General features: G+C 70.8%; 11 protein-coding genes, 1 rRNA gene and 2 pseudogenes. 2 read left to right on the top strand and 12 right to left on the bottom strand.

Annotated features, from left to right (window positions below):
- Window positions 1–176: 176 nt before the first annotated feature.
- Both OG867_RS20195 and OG867_RS20190 read right to left on the bottom strand, forming a co-directional pair.
- Window positions 177–1,702: ribosomal RNA gene (locus OG867_RS20195) — 16S ribosomal RNA — on the bottom strand.
- A 754-nt stretch (window positions 1,703–2,456) separates the two neighbouring features.
- Window positions 2,457–2,762: pseudogene (locus tag OG867_RS20190) on the bottom strand (stage II sporulation protein M); the annotation flags it as partial.
- 116 nt (window positions 2,763–2,878) lie between these two features.
- On the opposite strand from OG867_RS20190, the pseudogene OG867_RS20185 reads away from it, so the two are divergent.
- A pseudogene (locus OG867_RS20185) lies at window positions 2,879–3,681 on the top strand (RDD family protein).
- A 3-nt stretch (window positions 3,682–3,684) separates the two neighbouring features.
- Here OG867_RS20185 and OG867_RS20180 read toward each other — a convergent pair.
- The 8 genes from OG867_RS20180 to OG867_RS20145 all read right to left on the bottom strand — a co-directional run bounded on the left by OG867_RS20180 (window position 3,685) and on the right by OG867_RS20145 (window position 12,007).
- On the bottom strand, window positions 3,685–4,296 hold the full coding sequence (locus tag OG867_RS20180; protein WP_018103984.1) for a hypothetical protein: 612 nt from the start codon (window positions 4,294–4,296) through the stop codon (window positions 3,685–3,687).
- A 177-nt stretch (window positions 4,297–4,473) separates the two neighbouring features.
- The gene (gene ahcY / locus OG867_RS20175; RefSeq protein ID WP_406287237.1) at window positions 4,474–5,931 is read right to left on the bottom strand and encodes an adenosylhomocysteinase; all 1,458 of its coding nucleotides are present in this window, start codon (window positions 5,929–5,931) and stop codon (window positions 4,474–4,476) included.
- Between the two features lie 268 nt (window positions 5,932–6,199).
- Window positions 6,200–7,258 (bottom strand): cation diffusion facilitator family transporter, encoded by a 1,059-nt coding sequence (locus OG867_RS20170; RefSeq protein WP_406287235.1) that lies wholly within the window; start codon window positions 7,256–7,258, stop codon window positions 6,200–6,202.
- 87 nt (window positions 7,259–7,345) lie between these two features.
- Complete coding sequence (gene manA / locus OG867_RS20165) at window positions 7,346–8,524, bottom strand: mannose-6-phosphate isomerase, class I (protein WP_406287232.1); 1,179 nt, start codon at window positions 8,522–8,524, stop codon at window positions 7,346–7,348.
- Between the two features lie 67 nt (window positions 8,525–8,591).
- Window positions 8,592–9,728 (bottom strand): SIS domain-containing protein, encoded by a 1,137-nt coding sequence (locus OG867_RS20160; protein WP_406287230.1) that lies wholly within the window; start codon window positions 9,726–9,728, stop codon window positions 8,592–8,594.
- 63 nt (window positions 9,729–9,791) lie between these two features.
- Window positions 9,792–9,974, bottom strand: a complete 183-nt coding sequence (locus OG867_RS20155; protein WP_018103989.1) for a Trm112 family protein — start codon at window positions 9,972–9,974, stop codon at window positions 9,792–9,794.
- A gap of 215 nt (window positions 9,975–10,189) precedes the next feature.
- Window positions 10,190–11,569 carry a phosphomannomutase/phosphoglucomutase gene (locus tag OG867_RS20150; protein ID WP_406287228.1) on the bottom strand — a complete coding sequence of 460 codons (1,380 nt, stop codon included), beginning with the start codon at window positions 11,567–11,569 and terminating at the stop codon, window positions 10,190–10,192.
- A 60-nt stretch (window positions 11,570–11,629) separates the two neighbouring features.
- Window positions 11,630–12,007 carry a DUF3499 domain-containing protein gene (locus tag OG867_RS20145; RefSeq protein ID WP_328900451.1) on the bottom strand — a complete coding sequence of 126 codons (378 nt, stop codon included), beginning with the start codon at window positions 12,005–12,007 and terminating at the stop codon, window positions 11,630–11,632.
- Window positions 12,008–12,328: 321 nt separating this feature from the next.
- Here OG867_RS20145 and OG867_RS20140 point away from each other — a divergent pair, with 321 nt between their 5' ends.
- Window positions 12,329–12,757, top strand: coding sequence for a metallopeptidase family protein (locus OG867_RS20140; protein WP_328904344.1), 429 nt, complete (start codon window positions 12,329–12,331; stop codon window positions 12,755–12,757).
- Window positions 12,758–12,778: 21 nt separating this feature from the next.
- Here the strand turns inward: OG867_RS20140 and OG867_RS20135 are convergent, their stop codons facing one another.
- Window positions 12,779–14,329, bottom strand: coding sequence for a DUF5719 family protein (locus OG867_RS20135; protein ID WP_406287225.1), 1,551 nt, complete (start codon window positions 14,327–14,329; stop codon window positions 12,779–12,781).
- On the bottom strand, window positions 14,326–18,129 hold the full coding sequence (locus OG867_RS20130; protein WP_406287223.1) for a glycosyltransferase: 3,804 nt from the start codon (window positions 18,127–18,129) through the stop codon (window positions 14,326–14,328). The genes OG867_RS20135 and OG867_RS20130 overlap by 4 nt, the downstream gene beginning before the upstream one ends.
- Between the last annotated feature and the right edge of the window lie 152 nt (window positions 18,130–18,281).

Here is an 18,281-nt window from a genome sequence, read left to right as displayed (position 1 = left end):
TACCCAACAGCGTGCCCGACCCGACCAATCATTTTTCACGTTCCACGCCGAAGCAGTACTAGTGACAAACAACTTGCCGTGCCGAGTAGTCAACGTTCCACCCATGAGCTAACCACCGTCGAACATTTGCCGACGTAGTGGCTCTGGATTCCTTACGGAATCTAGATGCTCCTTAGAAAGGAGGTGATCCAGCCGCACCTTCCGGTACGGCTACCTTGTTACGACTTCGTCCCAATCGCCAGTCCCACCTTCGACAGCTCCCTCCCACAAGGGGTTGGGCCACCGGCTTCGGGTGTTACCGACTTTCGTGACGTGACGGGCGGTGTGTACAAGGCCCGGGAACGTATTCACCGCAGCAATGCTGATCTGCGATTACTAGCAACTCCGACTTCATGGGGTCGAGTTGCAGACCCCAATCCGAACTGAGACCGGCTTTTTGAGATTCGCTCCGCCTCGCGGCATCGCAGCTCATTGTACCGGCCATTGTAGCACGTGTGCAGCCCAAGACATAAGGGGCATGATGACTTGACGTCGTCCCCACCTTCCTCCGAGTTGACCCCGGCAGTCTCCTGTGAGTCCCCATCACCCCGAAGGGCATGCTGGCAACACAGAACAAGGGTTGCGCTCGTTGCGGGACTTAACCCAACATCTCACGACACGAGCTGACGACAGCCATGCACCACCTGTACACCGACCACAAGGGGGGCACCATCTCTGATGCTTTCCGGTGTATGTCAAGCCTTGGTAAGGTTCTTCGCGTTGCGTCGAATTAAGCCACATGCTCCGCTGCTTGTGCGGGCCCCCGTCAATTCCTTTGAGTTTTAGCCTTGCGGCCGTACTCCCCAGGCGGGGAACTTAATGCGTTAGCTGCGGCACCGACGACGTGGAATGTCGCCAACACCTAGTTCCCAACGTTTACGGCGTGGACTACCAGGGTATCTAATCCTGTTCGCTCCCCACGCTTTCGCTCCTCAGCGTCAGTAATGGCCCAGAGATCCGCCTTCGCCACCGGTGTTCCTCCTGATATCTGCGCATTTCACCGCTACACCAGGAATTCCGATCTCCCCTACCACACTCTAGCCTGCCCGTATCGACTGCAGACCCGGGGTTAAGCCCCGGGCTTTCACAACCGACGTGACAAGCCGCCTACGAGCTCTTTACGCCCAATAATTCCGGACAACGCTTGCGCCCTACGTATTACCGCGGCTGCTGGCACGTAGTTAGCCGGCGCTTCTTCTGCAGGTACCGTCACTTTCGCTTCTTCCCTGCTGAAAGAGGTTTACAACCCGAAGGCCGTCATCCCTCACGCGGCGTCGCTGCATCAGGCTTTCGCCCATTGTGCAATATTCCCCACTGCTGCCTCCCGTAGGAGTCTGGGCCGTGTCTCAGTCCCAGTGTGGCCGGTCGCCCTCTCAGGCCGGCTACCCGTCGTCGCCTTGGTAGGCCATTACCCCACCAACTAGCTGATAGGCCGCGGGCTCATCCTTCACCGCCGGAGCTTTCAACCTTCTCCCAGGAGGGAGAAAGTATTATCCGGTATTAGACCCCGTTTCCAGGGCTTGTCCCAGAGTGAAGGGCAGATTGCCCACGTGTTACTCACCCGTTCGCCACTAATCCACCCCGAAGGGCTTCATCGTTCGACTTGCATGTGTTAAGCACGCCGCCAGCGTTCGTCCTGAGCCAGGATCAAACTCTCCGTGAATGTTTTCCCGTAATCGGGAGACACATCACGAGAGCGGAACGACAAGGTCGGAATAAGACCCGTCGTCCACTGCGTCCTCGCTGTGTTTTGCCTACCCGGACCCAAAGAGGACCGTGTAGGACTTTCAAAGGAACCACCAACCTGCCGAAGCAGGCCGGGGTATCAACATATCTGGCGTTGACTTTTGGCACGCTGTTGAGTTCTCAAGGAACGGACGCTTCCTTTGTACTCACCCTCTCGGGCTTTCCTCCGGGCGCTTCCCTTCGGTCTTGCGTTTCCGACTCTATCAGACTCTTTCGTGTCCGATTCCCGGTCGAAGCGGGTCTTTCTTTTTGCCTTTCGGCGATTTCAACCTTACCAGACTCATTTCGTTCCGTTTCCGGTTCGAATTTGATTCCGGCGGCCGTTGAAGTGGCCTTGCCTTTCGGCTGATTCGACTTTATCAGAAGCGTTTCGACCGAACCTAATCGGCTTCAACTTCAGAAGGTGGGAATCGAATGGCTCTGCGGAAATTCGACTTCCGGTGAGAGCGAGATAGACATTAGCTGGCTGAACTCGAACTGTCCAGTTCGAGGCAACCGTTTAAATCTACCTCCCCCGCTGCACCGTGTCAACGGTTTTTTGGGGCGAAGAGGAGACTAGCAGGTCAGCGACACCGGACGCACATCAGGCGGCGGTCGGCACCTCGGTGCTTCGTTCGACCTCATCCGGGGCGCCCGCCTCACCGGCGCGGGCCGCTCGTCCGCCGAGCACGCCAGTGCAGGGAGCGGTAGACCGCGGCGGGCAATCCCGCCGTGAGGAATCGCGCGACGTCGCGCCGGGACGCACGGCGTGTGCCGGTCACCACGGAACGGGCGCGCGCGACCAGCTGTGTGAGCCGCGTGACGGGCAGGGGGCCAGGGGCGCTGGACTGGATCAGGGAGAGATGGGTCGCCGTGCGCTGGTAGCGGTCGACCAGTTCGTCGGCTTCCGCGCCCGTCAGCCGGCGTCCTCGGCGCAGGAGGTGGTCCAGCCGGTCCCACTCGACGCGGTGGGTGTGGACGAAGACATCGAGGTCCATGGTCGGCTGCTGCTCCAGGCATGCGTGCGCACCGGGTCGTACGACTGTGCCGTCGTGGGTCAGCTTCGCTGACTGTGGGGTCGCCGGGCAGGAGCCTGCGGACGAGGGGTGGGGCGATGAGTGAACTCGTGACCGGGGACGCGGTCGTGCTGGGGCTTGCCTTCGCCGGTGGCTCATGGGACGACGCCGCCTGGGCGGCGGTGTCCGTCGCGGCCTTTCTGCTGGTGCCGGTGGGCGGTCCGATCGCGGTCGAGACGCTGAGCCACGGCCGTTCGCTGGGGAAGCCGGCGTGCGGGCTGCGGGTGGTGCGGGACGACGGAGGGCCCATCCGCTTCCGTCACGCACTCGTGCGCGGGGCGATGGAGGTCGTCGAGATCCTGCTGATGTTCGGGGTCGTCGCCGTCGTCGCGTCGCTGGTCTCGGCGCGTGGCCGGCGTCTCGGGGACCTCTTCGCGGGGACGCTCGTCGTACGGGAACGGGTGCCGGCGGGACGGACCGCCGCCGTTCCGCCGCCTCCGCCGTGGCTGGTCGGGCGGTTCGCCGTGCTGGACCTGTTGGCCGTGCCGGATGAGCTGTGGCTCTCGGTACGGCCGTACTTGACGCGGATGCATCAGCTCGACGCCGCCGTGGGCCGGGCCATGGCGGAACGGCTCGGCGTGGAGGTCGCCGCGCGCACCGGGGCTCCGCCCCCGTCGGGCCCCCGGCCGCGGCCTACCTGGCCGCCGTGGTGCACGAGCGGCAGGTACGGGACGCGCGCAGGGCGTGGCAGGCAGCCCACACCGGTGCTGGTCCGGGATGGATCGCGCAGGAGCCTCAAGTCCACGTACGAACGGTCGAAGATGCCGTACGCCCCCGTGCCGGTACGACCGACGAGGGAGCGGGGCGTCCGCCTGCCACCGGGTTCGTGCAGCCCGCCTGAGGGTCAGCGGTCGGAGGGTGGGGATTCCAGGTCTTCGAGCTCGATGCCGGGGGCGGAGAGCACCACGTCGCCGGCGAGGTGGATCGTGTGCCGTTCGCCCGTGTCCAGGGCGCTGACCTGGTATTCGTCCACCGTCAGGGGGCCGTTGTCAGTGGGGTGCGCTTCACTGTTCACCAGGGCCCAGGACTGGTCGAGGGTACGGGGGGCGAGGACCGGGTCCGTGAAGGTGACGACCCGGACGCGGGTCTCGGGGGAAGCGGGGGTGAGGCGCAGCAGGCGAGCGGTCGCGACGAGGAAAGCGGGGGAAGTGCCGTTGAAGGCGTGGGCGCGGACATTGCCTTCGGTGGCGTGCGTGCCCGTCGGGTCGGTACGGACCCAGGTGAGGCCCTCCAGGGCGGCACCGCGGACCTGCCAGTCGGCGGAATGGAGTTCGAGTCGGAGGGGGCGGCCGAGTTCATCGAGGGTGAGGTCGACGGATCCCAGGTGACTGCCGGACGGGGCGGTCGTTTGGGAGATGTAGCGCCAGCCGGACGGGCCGGGCGCGCAGTGGAAGTGTTCTTCGCCGAGAGGGGTGTGGTCGTGGACGTCGTGGAGCGAATATCGGCCGCGGGGCATGGGGTCCTTCGAGTCCTCGGCTCGTGCGGGTGCGGTACGGCGCAGGCCCCCGACACGGGGGTGCGGGGGCCTGCGTTCGTCACTGCTGCTGGTCGGCCCGGGCCACGCTGAGCGCCCGGCACCGGCCCGGATCGGCCGGACCATTCGAGGTCCGGGCGATCCGGGCCGGTCAGGCGATCAGTAGCGGTAGTGGTCGGGCTTGTACGGGCCGTCGACCTCGACACCGATGTACGAAGCCTGCTCCGGGCGAAGCGTCGTGAGCTTCACGCCGAGCGCGTCGAGGTGGAGACGGGCGACCTTCTCGTCCAGGTGCTTGGGCAGCACATACACGTCGGTCGGGTACTCCTCGGGCTTCGTGAACAGCTCGATCTGCGCCAGCGTCTGGTCCGCGAACGAGTTGGACATCACGAACGACGGGTGACCCGTCGCGTTGCCCAGGTTCAGCAGGCGGCCCTCGGAGAGCACGATCAGCACCCGGCCGTCGGGGAACGTCCAGGTGTGAACCTGCGGCTTGACCTCGTCCTTGACGATGCCCTCGATCCTCGCCAGACCGGCCATGTCGATCTCGTTGTCGAAGTGACCGATGTTCCCCACGATCGCCTGGTGCTTCATCCTGGCCATGTCCGAGGCCATGATGATGTCCTTGTTGCCCGTCGTCGTGACGAAGATGTCCGCCTGCTCCACCACGTCGTCCAGAGTGGCAACCTGGTAGCCGTCCATCGCCGCCTGCAACGCGCAGATCGGGTCGATCTCCGTGATGATCACCCGGGCACCCTGACCCCGCAGCGACTCCGCACAGCCCTTGCCCACATCGCCGTAACCACACACCACTGCGGTCTTACCGCCGATCAGGACATCGGTGGCACGGTTGATGCCGTCGATCAGCGAGTGACGGCAGCCGTACTTGTTGTCGAACTTCGACTTCGTCACCGCGTCGTTCACATTGATCGCCGGGAACAACAGGCTCCCGTCGCGGTGCATCTCGTACAGACGGTGCACACCCGTCGTGGTCTCCTCCGTCACACCACGGATCTCGGAGGCCAGCTGCGTCCACTTCTGCGGCGACTCACCCAGCGTCCGGTTCAGCAGCGTCAGGATGTACGCGTACTCCTCACTGTCCGCCGTCGCCGGATCCGGAACCGCACCCGCCTTCTCGAACTCGACACCCTTGTGAACCAGCAGCGTGGCGTCACCACCATCGTCCAGGATCATGTTCGGACCACCGGTCGGCGTGTTCGGCCAGGTCAACGCCTGCTCCGTGCACCACCAGTACTCCTCCAGCGACTCCCCCTTCCAGGCGAACACCGGCACACCCGCCGGCGCCTCGGGGGTGCCGTTCGGGCCCACCGCGATCGCGGCAGCCGCGTGGTCCTGGGTCGAGAAGATGTTGCAGGACGCCCAGCGGACCTCGGCGCCCAAGGCGACCAGGGTCTCGATCAGCACGGCCGTCTGCACCGTCATGTGCAGCGAACCAGTGATCCGGGCACCGGCCAGCGGCTGCGCCGCGGCGTACTCCTTACGGATCGACATCAGGCCGGGCATCTCATGCTCGGCCAGAGTGATCTCCTTCCGCCCGAAAACGGCGAGAGAGAGATCGGCGACCTTGAAGTCCTGTCGGTTGGCGACCGTCGTCATAACGGGCTGCTCCTCGTAGTGGAGTCGAGGGTGGATAGGGCGGCTCTGCGGCGGCGGGCACACGAATGCCCGGGCGCTCGCAGCGCAGTCCGTCGGAGGCCCTCTCTCCCTCGGCCGGTCCGGCGTACGGACCGATCGACCGCCATCAGCAGCGACGTCTGACACTGCCGTCGAATCTACACCGAACGGCGCAGCCGCTCCCAGTCCACCGGGGCGGGTCCGGGGCGGGAGCGGCTGTGTCGGGTGCGCGATGGCGGGTCCGGGGCGGTCAGTGGCCGGATTCCGCCGGGCCGGTGTCCTCCGTGCCCGCCGGGGTGTCGGCCGGCTCGGCGGCACCCGGTTCGGGCGCTTCCGGGCCGGGGGTGGTGTGGGTGCCGCCGGGGGTCTTGGCCGGGTTGGTGCCGGCCGCTGCCGCCGCCGCGTTGTAGATGTCCGGCTCCAGGTAGATCACCCGGGCGATCGGGACGGCGGCGCGGATGCGGGACTCGGCGGCGTTGATGGCGTGGGCGACCTCGTCGGCGGTGTCGTCGTGCTGGACCGCGATCTTGGCGGCGACCAGCAGCTCTTCCGGACCGAGGTGGAGCGTGCGCATGTGGATGATTCCGGTGACGGTGTCGCCGTCGACCACCGCGGCCTTGATCTTCTCGACCTGGTCGGCGCCCGCGGCCTCGCCGAGGAGCAGGGACTTGGTCTCGGCTGCCAGCACGAGCGCGATGGTGATCAGCAGGATGCCGATGCACAGGGTGCCGATGCCGTCCCACACGCCGTTGCCCGTGCCGATGGCCAGGCCGACGCCGCCGAGGGCGAGGACCAGACCGATGAGCGCGCCGAAGTCCTCAAGGAGCACGACGGGGAGTTCGGGGGCCTTCGCGCGGCGGATGAAGTCCGTCCAGCTGAGCGAGCCGCGGGTCTCGTTGGACTCCTTGATCGCCGTACGGAAGGAGAAGCCCTCGGCGATGATGGCGAAGACCAGGACCCCGACCGGCCAGTACCACGCCTCCAGCTCGTGGGGGTGCCGGATCTTCTCGTAGCCCTCGTAGACCGCGAACATGCCGCCGACGGAGAACAGGACGATGGAGACGAGGAAGGCGTAGATGTAGCGCTCGCGGCCGTAGCCGAAGGGGTGCTGCGGGGTGGCCTCGCGCTGGGCCCGCTTGCCGCCGAGGAGCAGCAGGCCCTGGTTGCCGGAGTCGGCGAGCGAGTGGACGCTCTCCGCGAGCATCGACGAGGAGCCGCTGAACAGGAACGCCACGAATTTGGCCACTGCGATCGCGAGGTTGGCGCCGAGTGCCGCCACGATCGCCTTGGTTCCGCCTGACGCACTCATGGGTGCCTGGTGTCCCTTCTTCGGTCTGCGGCTCCGACGGCCGCGGTGTGGCGGCACATTGTTGCAGCCGTCGTCACGGACGGTGCGTCAGGCCACCACTGTCGCACGGAACAGGGTGCCCGTTCCGGACACATGTACCCGCTCGCCGGCCGGTACGAAGACCGATTCGCCGGGCGCGAGGGCGAGGTCGCCGGCGCGCGGGGCACCCGCAGTGCACAGCAGGATCTGTGGTGTGGGTGCGGTCAGGTCGGCGGGGGCGGCGCCGGGTGACAGGTCGAAGCGGGACAGGCGGAACTCGTCCACCGGCGTCTCGTACAGCTCCTCGCCCGACGGGGACGCCTCCGGGCGCAGGATGCCCGGGTCGGTCGCCTCGAAGCGGACGATGCGCAGGAGTTCGAGGACGTCGATGTGCTTGGGCGTCAGGCCGCAGCGCAGCACGTTGTCGGAGTTGGCCATGATCTCGACGCCGAGGCCGTCGAGGTACGCGTGCGGGACGCCGGCGCCGAGGAACAGCGCCTCGCCGGGCTGGAGCCGTACGTGGTTGAGCAGCATGGCCGCGATGACGCCCGCGTCGCCGGGGAAGTGGTGGGCGATGCGGGCGTACGGGGCGTAGGCGCCGCCGATCCGTTCGGCGGCGGCCGCGGCGGCGGTCACCGTCTCGGCCATCTCGTCCGGGTCCGCCGTGAGGATCGCCGTCAGCACCTCGCGCAGCGCGGCCTCCTCGGGCTGGGCGCGGAGCAGGTCCGCGTACGGCTTGAGGGAGTCGACGCCCAGGCCCTCCATCGCCTCGGCCGCCTCCAGGGGCCGGCGGAATCCGCACAGGCCGTCGAAGGGGGTGAGCGCGCAGATCAGCTCGGGCTTGTGGTTGGCGTCCTTGTACGTGCGGTGGGGGGCGTCGATCGGGACGGAGCGGCTCTCCTCGTCCGCGTAACCCGCCTTGGCCTGGTCCAGGTTCGGGTGCACCTGGAGGGAGAGGGGGGCGCCCGCGGCGAGCAGCTTGAGGAGGAAGGGGAGGCGGGGGCCGAACTTCTCGACGGTCGCCGTGCCGAGTTCGCGGGCGGGGTCGGCGTCGATGACGTCGGTGAGGGACTGCTCGGCGGGGGCGGTGCCGGTTTCGGTGCGGGCAAGCCGGGAAGGGGCGCCCGGGTGGGCGCCCATCCACATCTCCGCCTGCGGCTCGCCGGTGGGGGCGACGCCCAGCAGGGCGGGGATCGCGGTGGTCGAGCCCCAGGCATACGGGCGCACGGTGTTGGAGAGCCGGTCCATGGATCAGTCCTTGTGTTGCTGTGTGCGGTGCGGTGTCGCCGCGCTGTATTGACGTGGTACGTGGTGTTCAGGCACCGGCCGACGAGGCGAGCGACAGGTAGACCGCGGCGAAGTCGGTGACGGCGAGCAGCTCCGCGAGGGTTTCGAGGGTGCTGCCCTCCTCCGGTTCGAGCTCGCTGATCGCGGTGTCGTGGCCGAGGGCCAGTTCGCGGGCGGCCGGGGCGGCGCTGAGGCCACCGGTCGGGCGGTCGCGGAGCAGCACCACCCGGGCGTGCAGGGGCTCCGACTCCTCGACGCGGTCGCGGAAGAAGTCGTCCGGGTCCGCGCCCGCGGCGAAGGCGCCCGCCAGCAGGCCGCCGTGCGCGGGAAGTGCCTCCGGGAGTGCGGCGGCGAGGGCCGGGCGGCCCGAGAGCTCCGACAGGACCGCGGCGAACCGGCGTCCGACGGGGCCGGCCGCCTCGCCCTCCGTCCAGATCAGCGGGAGGGTGTCCGCGAGTTCGGCGGCGAGGGTCTTGGCCGGGTTGCTGTACGTGGCGATGGCCGGGCCGCAGCGCTCCGCCGTACGGTCCAGGCGGTCCGCGACGCTCTGGAGCACGTCGGCGGGGGCGGTGACCAGGCCGACGCGGTCCAGCAGGGCGAGGAGCGGGGTGAGCAGGGCCCAGAGGGTGCCGGGGCCCGCGGCCGATGTCTCGGCGTCGTACTCGCCGTGCGGGGCGGAGGCCATCGGGACGACGAGGCCGTGCACCCCGTGTACCGCTTCCCGCAGCGGGGAACGCAGGGGCGCGACGGCCACGACCGTGCAGCCCCTGCGGTACGCCTGCTCCGCGAGGAGGGCGAGGCCCGGTTCGGAGCCGTCCGCGGTGGCGATGAGCAGCAGGTCCACGGAGCCGGCCCAGCCGGGCAGGGTCCAGCGGAGTGCGCCGGGGGCGGGGGCGACGCCGGTCGGGGGGATGCGGGTGACCGGGGCGGAGGCGCCGGCGAGGGCGGCGATCAGGTCCGCGACGCCGGTCGCGGCGGTGCCGGGGCCTGCGACGAGGACGGCGCGCGGGCGGCCCTCCGCCTTCAGCTCGGTGATCCCGGCCTCCGTCGCGTGCCGGGCGGCGGTGCGGACCCGGGCCCCGGCCTCGGCGGCACCGCGGAGCAGGTCGCGGCGGTCGGCTCGGGCCAGGGCGTCGGGGGCGTCGAGCAACGACTCGTCGAGCATGGGGCGGTCCTCCGGTGCGGGTGCGGGGCGGCCGCTTCGGGCCGCTTACGCCGGTTGAGCCGGTTACGCCGGGCGGCGGGCCTCGTCCACGAGGAGTACGGGGATGCCGTCCCGGACGGGGTAGGCGAGGCCGCAGTCGGTGCCGGTGCAGATGAGTTCCGGGGTGTCGGCTGCCGTCTGGTCGTCCAGGGGGGCGTGGCAGGCGGGGCAGGCCAGGATCTCCAGGAGGCCGGCTTCGAGCGGCATGGGGTTTCCCTTCGGGCGGTCTGTTGGTGGGGCCCCTTGGGGGGCGGGGTCAGCCTACCGCTGGGGTGGGGTGGGGTGCGTGTCGTGGGGGCGGGGTGGTCTGCGGTGCGGGTGCGTTGCGCCTGCGGCGGGCCTTGTCCCCTACCCGCCCCTTCCCGGAACCGGGGCTCTGCCCCGGGCCCCCGCGCCTCAAACGCCGGCGGGGCTGGAATGGATTACGCGCCGGAAGGGCTGGAACGGATCAGGTCCAGTACCTCGTCCCGTACCCGCCTCATCGTCTCCTCGTCCCCCGCCTCCACGTTCAGGCGCAGCAGGGGCTCCGTGTTGGACGGGCGGAGGTTGAACCACCAGGTGGGGGTGGTCACCGTGAGGCCGTCCAGGGTGTCCGTGGTGGCGTTCTCCTGGCGGGCGAAGGCCGTTGCCACCTTTTCTGTGCGGGCCTTCTGGTCGTCCACCGTGGAGTTGATCTCACCGGAGGCGGCGTAGCGGTCGTACTGGGCGACCAGGGCCGAGAGAGGGCCCGCCTGGCCGCCCAGGGCGGCCAGTACGTGGAGGGCGGCGAGCATGCCCGTATCGGCGTTCCAGAAGTCGCGGAAGTAGTAATGGGCCGAGTGCTCGCCGCCGAAGATCGCGCCGTGGGCGGCCATCTCGGCCTTGATGAAGGAGTGGCCGACCCTCGTGCGGACGGGGGTGCCGCCGTGTTCGCGTACGACCTCGGGGACGGAGTGGGAGGTGATCAGGTTGTGGATGATCGTGCCCCGGCCGCCGTTGCGGGCCAGTTCGCGGGCCGCGACCAGGGCGGTGATCGCCGACGGGGAGACGCCTTCGCCCCGTTCGTCCACCACGAAGCAGCGGTCCGCGTCGCCGTCGAAGGCGAGGCCCAGGTCGGCGCCCTCGGCCAGCACGCGGGCCTGGAGGTCCGTGATGTTCTTCGGGTCCAGGGGGTTGGCCTCGTGGTTCGGGAAGGTGCCGTCCAGCTCGAAGTACATCGGGACCAGGTCCACGGGCAGCCCGGCGAAGACGGTGGGGACGGTGTGGCCGCCCATGCCGTTGCCCGCGTCCACGACGACCTTGAGGGGGCGGATCTCCGCCAGGTCCACCAGGGAGAGCAGATGGGCGGCGTAGTCCGTGAGGGTGTCGCGTTCGGTGACCTTGCCGGCGGGGGCGACCGGCTCGGGGGCGCCCTTCTCGGACCACTCCTCCACCAGCGCGCGGATCTCGGTCAGGCCCGTGTCCTGGCCGACCGGCGCCGCGCCCGCCCGGCACATCTTGATGCCGTTGTACTGGGCGGGGTTGTGCGAGGCGGTGAACATCGCGCCGGGCAGGTCCAGTGCCCCGGACGCGTAGTACAGCTGGTCCGTCGAGCAGAGGCCGATCAGGGTGACGTCGGCGCCGCGCCCCGCCGCGCCCCGGGCGAACGCTCCGGACAGGGCCGGGGAGGTGGGGCGCATGTCGTGGCCGATCACGATCGCGTCCGCGCCGGTCACCTCGACGAAGGCCGCCCCGAAGAGTCCGGCCAGCTCCTCGTCCCACTGGTCGGGCACGACTCCGCGCACGTCGTACGCCTTCACGAGCTGCGACAGGTCTGCGGTCACGGGCCGGTCCTCCAGGGGGTTGCTTAGGACCGCCCAACGTACCCGGCGGCCGGCGGTCCCTCAGGAGTCGGGTGAGCGCAGGACGCGGAGGTGACCCCTGCGGGCGACCTCCATCGGGTCGGCGGTCCGGCGGCCGCCTCCCTGGGGGCCGTCGCCTCGCTCCTGCGGACGCGCGGCTTCCCGTACGGCGTTGGCCAGCGCTTCCAGGTCGTCGCCGCTGGGGCGGCTGGGCGCGGACGGGTCGGAGAGCCGGACGACCTCCCAGCCCCGAGGCGCGGTCAGCCGCTCACTGTGCTCGGCACAGAGGTCGTAGCAGTGGGGCTCGGCGTAGGTGGCGAGCGGGCCGAGGACCGCAGTCGAGTCGGCATAGACGTACGTCAGTGTCGCGACGGCAGGGCGGCCGCACGCGGTGCGCGAACAGCGACGTACAGGGCTCACGATGTTGGACGGTACCGCACTCTTGAGCGGGCTGCGACGACTCTCCCCCGGCTCACCCCTCCGTGTCGCCCTGTGCCGTCCGGCGCACGCGCCCCTCGGGCAACTCCCCTGACCTGCGCGGGAGGAGAGGACGAGGGCCCTGACGGCAATGATTCCGGTCACCGCTGTGCCGCGAACCTTTCACAAGGCGTCGGCCCGGCGGTCGCGAGCGGGGCCGGAAACGGGCTCCGGTGTGGCCGGATCGCTCAAGAGCGGACAGGGCGGCGCGGGCCCGCTCGCCCTCCGGCCGGGCGGGCCGCCGGGGGTTAGGCTGCGTCGGTGATGGACAGTTCCGTACCGCCCAGCCCGTCCGAGCCGCGTCCGCGGCGCCGGGACCGACACGGCCGAGGCATGCGCGGGCCCGTCGCCCCGCCGCAGGTGCCGCTGTCGGCAAGCCGCGCGGACAACTTCCGTGATCTCGTCCAGGACTCGGTGGAGCGGCTGGAGCGGCGCTGGCCGCAGCTGGCAGAGGTCGACTTCGTCGTCCTGGATGTGCCGGAGACGGCGGAGGAGACGGTTCCGCTGGGCGACGCGGTCTCCGCCGAGAAGAGTCGGCCCGCCCGCATCACCGTCTACCGGCGCCCGGTCGAGCTGCGCACCAAGAGCCGTGACGAGCGCGCCCTGCTCGTCCACGAGATCGTGGTCGAGCAGGTCGCGGAGCTGCTGGGGCTGGCGCCCGAGTCCGTCGATCCCCGTTACGGGCAGGAGTAGCGGCCCTCTCGGCCGCCCTGCTCAGTCGTCCAGCACCGACAGGTCCTGGCGGGCCGCCGGGACCTCCACCGTGCCCCGGTCGTCCGGCATCGTCTGCACCGTGAACATCTGGATGCCGTTCACGGTCTCGGTGAGCGTGCGCGCGGCGTGCACCGGGCCGCCCGACTGCGTCTCGACCGTCAGGGCGTAGGTGCCCTTGAGGCCCGTCGGCACGGGCGGGGTGACCGCCGTGGTCGTGCCCGCCGCGATCTTGTACGTCTTGCTGACGGGCTTACCGCCGCCGCTGCCGGCCGACGCCGTGACCTTGACGGTCGCGGCGGCGCCGGGGGCGGTGAGGGAGAGGACCGAACCCTTGGACCGGTTGTCGGCGACGGTCGCGCGGGCACCCACCGGGGCGGTCGCCGGGATGTAGGCGACCTCCTGCTTGTCGCCCTTGCCCCGGACCACGCGCAGGGCGGCGACGACCGGGGTGGCCTCGCCCTTCTCGGACGGCACCAGCATCAGCGAGCCCGCCTCGCCGCGGGTGATGTCCTTGAGGTCCGTTCCGGCGGTCATGTGCGACTTGACGTGCAGTTCCTCGTGGCCGGCCGGGGTGACCGCGCCGGTCTTGCCGAGCAGCTTCAGGCCGAGGTCGGCGTCGTCGTCGCCGGGGGCGAAGGCCACCAGGCGTACCGAGGTCGCGTCGGCCGGGATGCCGGGCAGCACGACCGTGCCGGCCGGTTCGGCGGAGGCGGTGAGCCAGTCGCTGCCGGTCTTGTCGTCCGCCGCCCTGACGGCCGCGCCGACCCTGCCCGTACGGGTGGTGACGTGGACGGTGACGTCGTCGGCGGCCTTGCTCGTGAGCGTCGAGATCAGGACCCGGACGCCGGAGCCCGCCGGGACCGTGATGCCCTCGCCGACGTCGGACTTGAGGGAGCCGTCCGGGCCGTACAGCTCGATGTCGGCGACGGCCGCGGTGTCGTCCGGGTTGGTGAGGTGGACGTAGTCCTCGCGGGACTTGGCGGTGCTCGCCGCGGGGAACCAGAAGTCCGTGTCGGGCGCGGTGCAGCTGATGCCGAGCAGACCGCGGCCGTCGCCCGCCTCGATGGTGGTGGTCTGCTGGGCGGTCCAGCCGGGGGCGAGCCGGCCGGTCGCGGTGCCGATGAGGGCGGGTGAGTCGGCGCCCGACGCCTCGCCGGTGGCGGGCTTGCCGGGCTCCTTGAGGGAGACCACCGGTTTGTCCGCCTTGTCCTTCTTGCTCTTCTTATCCTTGTCCTTTTCGTCGGACTTGTCGTCGGACTTGTCGTCGGCGTTCGCCTCGTCGTCCTTCGCGGAGGACAGGAGCTCGGCGGTGCCGGCCGTGGCGGAGCCGCCGCTCGCACCGGACGGTGTGAAAGCCGTGTACGCCGTCTCCGAGAGGTCGGAGAGGCCGGGCGCCGGGCACAGCAGGCTGGTGCGTTCGACGGGCAGCCGGGTGGCCGTCCTCGCTTCCGCCGTGCTGTCGCCTGACGGTTCGTTGAGCGCGGCGAACCCGGTGACGGCGGCCAGGGCGACCGCTCCGGCGATGAGGGACAGGGCGCTGGTGGACTTCACTCGGACTCGCCTCGCGATGCGTTACCGGTCGGCCACGGGTTCTGGCCCGGGGCGGGGTTCTCGGGGTTCTGCGGGTCGTACGGCTGCTGCTCGCCGTACTGCCCGGCCTCGGGGCCGTACCCGTTCGGGTCATAGGACTGCGGGTCGTACGCGGGCGGGTCGTAGGGGCCCACGTACTGGCCGTCCTGGTACTGGCCCTCCTGATACTGCGGATAGCCGTACGGGTCGTAGCCGCCGGTGTCCGGCTGCTGCTGCCCCTCGGCGTACTGCGGGTCCTGGTACTGGGCGCCCTCCTGGTACTGGCCGTCCTGGTACTGCGGATAGGCCGCGTCCTGGTACTGGCCCTGCCCGTCGTCCCAGTCGCCGTACTGCTGCTGCGGTACGAAGACGTTGTCGTCGCCCTCCGGGGCCGCCGGGCCGGTTTCGGCGCTCTGCTGGGCGGGAACGTACGCGGGCTGCTCGCCGGTCTCGTACAGGTCCGGGACGCCCTCCGCGTCCTGCTGCTCGGGGGCGCCCTCGGCGGCCTCGCTCTCGGCCAGGGCGGCGGCGCGCAGCCTGCGGGCGCGGCGGCCCTCGCCGGCGACCGGCTCGGCGGCGACCGCCTCGGCCTCCTCCGGCAGGTCGTCGTCGATCTCGCGGCGGCGACCGGGCAGGGCCATGACCACGAGGACCACGGCGAGCGCGATCTGCGCCCAGATCCACACGGTGTGGGTGAAGGGCTCCTCGTACGTGAGGTCCAGGGTGCCGCCCTCGGTGGGCAGTGCGAAGCCCTGGGCCCAGCCGTCGACGGTCTTGGCGGTCAGCGCGCGGCCGTCGAGCGTGGCCTGCCAGCCGGGGTCGGCCGCGTCGGCGATCCGCAGCACCCGGCCGGAGCCGCCCGCCGGGATCCTGGTGTGCGCCTCGACCGGCTGGGAGCCCACGGGGAGCGACTCGTCGCCGGCGGCGGACGGAACGATCATGATCCGGGCGACCTGCCGGTCCACCCGCCACAGGGCGCTGCCGTCGAGCTGGCTGAGCCGGCTCAGGCCCGGGGTCGCGTCGAGCACCCGGCTCATCTGCTGGGGCGCTCCGTCGCGCACGAGGACGTAACGGATCGCGAAGCCGCTGAGCTGGCTGCCCTGGTCGGCGCCGGAGCCGGCGACCAGATTGGCGACGACCTTGTCGAGGTGGCTGTTGCCGCCCTGGGCCTCGGCCAGCTCCGCGTCGCCGAGCCGGGCGCCCGAGCCGCGGACGAGGGTGTAGTCGACGGAGGCGGACGAGGTGCCGCCCAGGACCAGGGTGCGCGGCTGGTCGCGGGTGCCGCTCTCCTCCGCGACGAACGCGGGCACCTGGACCGGGTCGCGGCGTTCCAGCGGGCCCGCCGCGCCGCCGAGCATCCAGCCGGCGGCGGCGAGCACGGGGGCCACGCCCGCCGCGAGGGCGATCAGGGCGGCGACCGGCTGGCGCCAGCCGAAGCTGAGTTCGGCGACGCGGATGCGGGCACCGTCCGCGCCGACCAGCGCGGCGGCGATGAGGGCGGCGCCGTAGACCAGCGTGGCGGGGCCGGCCCAGCCGGAGCCGTTGGCGAGCCCGGCGAACGCGAGGGAGACCAGGGCGGCCGCCCAGGCGGTCCGGACGGCGAACTGCCGCTCCCCGCGCAGCAGGGCGGCCAGCGCGGCGAGGACGATGCCGAGGAGCAGGACGCCGCCCGCGGCCTTGGGCCCGCCGGGGCTGATGCCGAGGAGGTCCAGGGCGGAGGCGGAGCCCGTACCGGTCTCCAGTCCGGCTTCCTTCAGGAACGCGGACGGGCTGCTCAGCAGGGAGAGCGACCAGGGCGCGAGGACCAGGACCGGGGTGCCGACGGCGGCGAGGAAGCGGAGCGCGTACGCCGTGACGTCACCGCGCCGCAGCACCAGGACGCCGAGGCCGAGGACCACGGCGAGCGGCCACACGATCGGCGTGAACGCCATGGCGAGGGTGAGGAGCAGGGTGTACGCCCACGTGGCGCGCCAGCTGCCGCGGGCGTCGCCGGAGGCGAGCATGCCGTGCGCGGAGACGGCCGTGCGCGCGATCAGCGGCAGCAGGACGGCCAGGACGGCGGTGCCGAGGCGGCCGGTCGCCAGGGCGCCGGTCGCCGCGGGCAGGAAGGCGTACGCGACGCTCGCCCAGGCCCGCAGGAGCCGCGAGGGCAGCAGCGGGCGCGTGACGAAGTACGCGGTGAGTCCGGCGAGCGGGACCGAGCAGACGAGCAGCAGGGTGAGCGCGAAGCCGGTGGAACCGAGGAACAGCGCGGACAGGGCGGAGATGACGGCGAGGTAGGGCGGTGCGGTCTGGGTGCCGCCGGTGCCGACGGGGTGCCAGCCGTCCGCGTAGCGCGCCCACAGGTCGGAGACGTCGCCGGGGGCGGGCAGCAGGGAGCCGCCGGCCAGCGCGCCGCCGCCGATGAGGTCGCGGCAGGCGACGAGGGAGACCAGGAGGAGCAGGGCGAAGAGGACCGGTCCCGGCTTGCGGCCGACCTTCTTCAGCCGGGCGAACTGGTCGATCTCCAGGTAGTCGGCGTCGTCGCCGCCCGGTCCGGACTCGACTGCGCCGTGCCGGGAGCCGCCCGCGTCGGCGTCGGAGCCGCCGCCGAAGTTTCCGGCGACCTGGTCGACGGTGGCGCGGATGGTGGCACCGGGTGCGGGGAAGAGGCCGCCCAGTTCGGCGGCGTCGACGGCGCCCTTCCCCCGGGCGCGGCGGGCGGACAGGATGCGGCCGGGGCGCAGCAGGGTGCTCAGGAGTCCGGTGACCTCGTCCAGGGCCTGGCCGGGGACCTTGCCGACGAGGTAGGCGAGGGTGCGCAGCAGGGTGCCGAGGACGAGCCGGAGCATGACCCAGGGCAGTTTCTTGCCGCGGGCGTTGACGAGCATCGTGTAGACGGCGCCCGCCTTGTCCACGCGGTGCGGGCTGGCGACGTTGCGGCCGGCGCAGTCGATGGGGCGGCGTTCCCGTGCGGACGCCTCGGCATGCCGCAGGACGGCGTCGGGGGCGACGAGCACCCGGTGGCCCGCCATGTGGGCGCGCCAGCACAGGTCGACGTCGTCGCGCATGAGCGGGAGCCTGCGGTCGAAGCCGCCGAGCTCCTCCCAGACGTCGCGCCGGATGAGCATCCCGGCGGTGGAGACGGAGAGGACGGTACGGACCTGGTCGTGCTGGCCCTGGTCCTGCTCGCGGCGGTCGAGGCCGGTCCAGCGGCGGCCGCTGTTGGCGATGGAGACGCCGACTTCGAGGAGCTGGCGGCGGTCGTACCAGCCGCGCAGCTTGGGGCCGACGATCGCGGCGTGCCGGTCGTTGTCCACGACGCGCAGCATCTCGGCGAGGGCGTCGGGCGCGGGCGCGCAGTCGTCGTGGAGCAGCCAGAGCCACTGCACCGGCTCGCCGTGCGGCAGCTCGGGCATCTCGTACGCCTCGTCGCGCCAGGTCCGGGTGACCGGGTCCCAGCCGCTGGGCCGCTTCAGATAGGGCAGGTCGTCCGGGGTGAGGACGCCGGCCGTGCGACTCGCCTCGTCCACGGCGGTGCCGAAGCTCGTACGCCGCGCCAGGTGCAGGACGCGGTCGGCGCCGAGGGCCTCGGTGACCAGGCGCGCGGAGTCGTCGGCGCTGCCGGTGTCGGCGGCGATGACGTTCTGTACGGGGCGTTCCTGGCCGAGCAGTCCGGCGAGCGCGTCGGGCAGCCAGCGTGCGCCGTCGTGGGAGACGAGCACGGCGGTGACGACATGCCGGGGGAACTCGGGGGCGGCGGCGGCCGCGTACGGCGCCGTTGATTGGCTGTGCACGGACATCGAGGTACGGGCCCTCCGGCCGGGTCCGGGGGACGTCCCCCCGGGGGCTGCATCGGTGTACACGCGCGCTCTGTCTGGTCGTTGGCGCGTCTCGGACGGGGCCCCACACTAACGGTAGGGGTAACCGGGGTGGCGCGGAGCGGTTGAACGAG

The organism is Streptomyces sp. NBC_00209 (genome assembly GCF_045206345.1).
Classification (GTDB): domain Bacteria; phylum Actinomycetota; class Actinomycetes; order Streptomycetales; family Streptomycetaceae; genus Streptomyces.
The sequence above is the reverse complement of the archived record's forward strand: the minus strand, read 5'-3'. Positions and strand labels throughout refer to the sequence as shown.

Coding starts and splice junctions, on each gene's coding strand:
- OG867_RS20180 (WP_018103984.1), bottom strand. CDS start 4,296: ATGCCCCGCGGCCGATATTCGCTCCACGACGTCCACGACCACACCCCT.
- ahcY (WP_406287237.1), bottom strand. CDS start 5,931: ATGACGACGGTCGCCAACCGACAGGACTTCAAGGTCGCCGATCTCTCT.
- OG867_RS20170 (WP_406287235.1), bottom strand. CDS start 7,258: ATGAGTGCGTCAGGCGGAACCAAGGCGATCGTGGCGGCACTCGGCGCC.
- manA (WP_406287232.1), bottom strand. CDS start 8,524: ATGGACCGGCTCTCCAACACCGTGCGCCCGTATGCCTGGGGCTCGACC.
- OG867_RS20160 (WP_406287230.1), bottom strand. CDS start 9,728: ATGCTCGACGAGTCGTTGCTCGACGCCCCCGACGCCCTGGCCCGAGCC.
- OG867_RS20155 (WP_018103989.1), bottom strand. CDS start 9,974: ATGCCGCTCGAAGCCGGCCTCCTGGAGATCCTGGCCTGCCCCGCCTGC.
- OG867_RS20140 (WP_328904344.1), top strand. CDS start 12,329: ATGGACAGTTCCGTACCGCCCAGCCCGTCCGAGCCGCGTCCGCGGCGC.
- OG867_RS20130 (WP_406287223.1), bottom strand. CDS start 18,129: ATGTCCGTGCACAGCCAATCAACGGCGCCGTACGCGGCCGCCGCCGCC.